The organism is Allomesorhizobium camelthorni (genome assembly GCF_011045125.1).
Lineage (GTDB): Bacteria > Pseudomonadota > Alphaproteobacteria > Rhizobiales > Rhizobiaceae > Allomesorhizobium > Allomesorhizobium camelthorni.
In genome coordinates this window covers 1-1,398 of record NZ_JAAKZF010000244.1, presented here as the reverse complement: position 1 = coordinate 1,398, position 1,398 = coordinate 1, and the positions used below count along the sequence as shown (strand labels likewise).

Sequence of the window (1,398 nt, the reverse complement as noted above, 5' to 3'; positions counted from 1 at the left end):
TGAAATCGAAATTTGTCCGGGACAATGGAACCGTGGACCCGAATGGCGCTGTCTTTCTTGATTGCCGTCAAATGTGGAACATCGACGTAGGGCATTGCGGATCGGCCCCCCAGGCCCGCCGGAGAGCACTGGTGCATGGAGGGGGCTTTGCGTTTTTGTGGCTTTGCGCTGGTCGCGCGACACGCACGGATTGGGGTCTGGCGATGAGCATGTGCTTGTTGGCGATTGCGATGTGAATGGCGATTTCGTTCTGTTGTGATCCGAAGGTTCTCGATGTCAGCCTGCCATCGTCGATTCTCTTGACGCGCGAGATTGCCGTTTCGACTAATGATCGTCGCCCGTAGCCATTCCGCCTCTGCCAGGCCATTCGGCCATGCCGGGCGATCTCGGCGGCATGGCGCTCCCGCTGGCTGCCGCCATGAAGCGAGCCCTTGTCAGGGATTGACCGTGCCTGTGGCGGAATGACGATCCTCGGCGGTAACTTTGATGGTCTCGCGGTCCGGATCGCGTCATATGTCGGCTCGCCATCATAGGCGCCGTCGGCGATGACGGGGCGGATGTCACCACCCGATCCGACACAAGCGCGCCGGCCATCGATGCATCCGATGTATCGTCGTCCGTCAGTTCGAAGGCGATGATCTCATGGTCGACCGGGTTGACCGAGATATGCAGCTTGCGCCACGATCTGCGGCTTTCACCATGTTTGGCCCTTGCCCATTCGCCGGCGCCATAGAACTTCAATCCCGTGCTGTCGATGACAATGTCAACGGGCCGTGTGCGCGGCCACCGAAAGTCGCTGACCTTCACATGCCGGCGCCGGCGGGCCAGCGTCGTATGATCTGGCGCTGTCAGATCCAGATGCATCAGCTCGATCAGGCTGCGCACGAAGCCCTCGCACTGGCGTAATGGCAAGCCATACATGGACCCGAGCGTCAGGGCCGTCTCGATCGCCAGGTTGGAGAATGTCCGCTGCCCGCCCGGCGTCTTGCGGCAAGCAGCTTTCCAGTGCGCAATCGCCTCTGCCGAAAGCCACAGCCTGATATCACCGCGAGCGACCGAGCCACGATCATACTGCGCCCAGTTCCTGACCCTGTATCGCGCCTGCGGCACCCGGTGACGATGAGGCTCGTGGAACTTGAAAGGCATCGCAACTCTCGGATACGTTGAAACCGACGCCCCACTACCACTCAAAGCGTATCGATGCGATGCAGGCTGATTGAGATGAACCCAGGCTGGCGCGCCATAAAGCGCGCTCGCTCGGTCATGACGGACAATGCCTCGGCCTGCTTGTCCGGTTCGGGCTCGATAACAGTGATCTGAGTTGCGGGCTGATCGTCGGTTCGGATGTGTGGCATAAACGACCTCGCTAGATTGGCGATGGATTTGCCGTGTCACCGT

Annotated in this window: 2 protein-coding genes and 1 pseudogene; all 3 read right to left on the bottom strand. The window is 60.4% G+C overall.

The features are described 5' to 3' along the window. Positions 1 to 67 precede the first annotated feature (67 nt). The 3 genes and pseudogenes from G6N73_RS38980 to G6N73_RS35610 all read right to left on the bottom strand — a co-directional run bounded on the left by G6N73_RS38980 (position 68) and on the right by G6N73_RS35610 (position 1,355). Positions 68 to 505 (bottom strand): hypothetical protein, encoded by a 438-nt coding sequence (locus G6N73_RS38980; RefSeq protein WP_425484202.1) that lies wholly within the window; start codon positions 503 to 505, stop codon positions 68 to 70. A 128-nt stretch (positions 506 to 633) separates the two neighbouring features. After that, a pseudogene (locus G6N73_RS38975) lies at positions 634 to 1,146 on the bottom strand (IS5 family transposase); the annotation flags it as partial. A gap of 41 nt (positions 1,147 to 1,187) precedes the next feature. Then, on the bottom strand, positions 1,188 to 1,355 hold the full coding sequence (locus G6N73_RS35610) for an antibiotic biosynthesis monooxygenase (protein ID WP_165034532.1): 168 nt from the start codon (positions 1,353 to 1,355) through the stop codon (positions 1,188 to 1,190). Positions 1,356 to 1,398 lie beyond the last annotated feature (43 nt).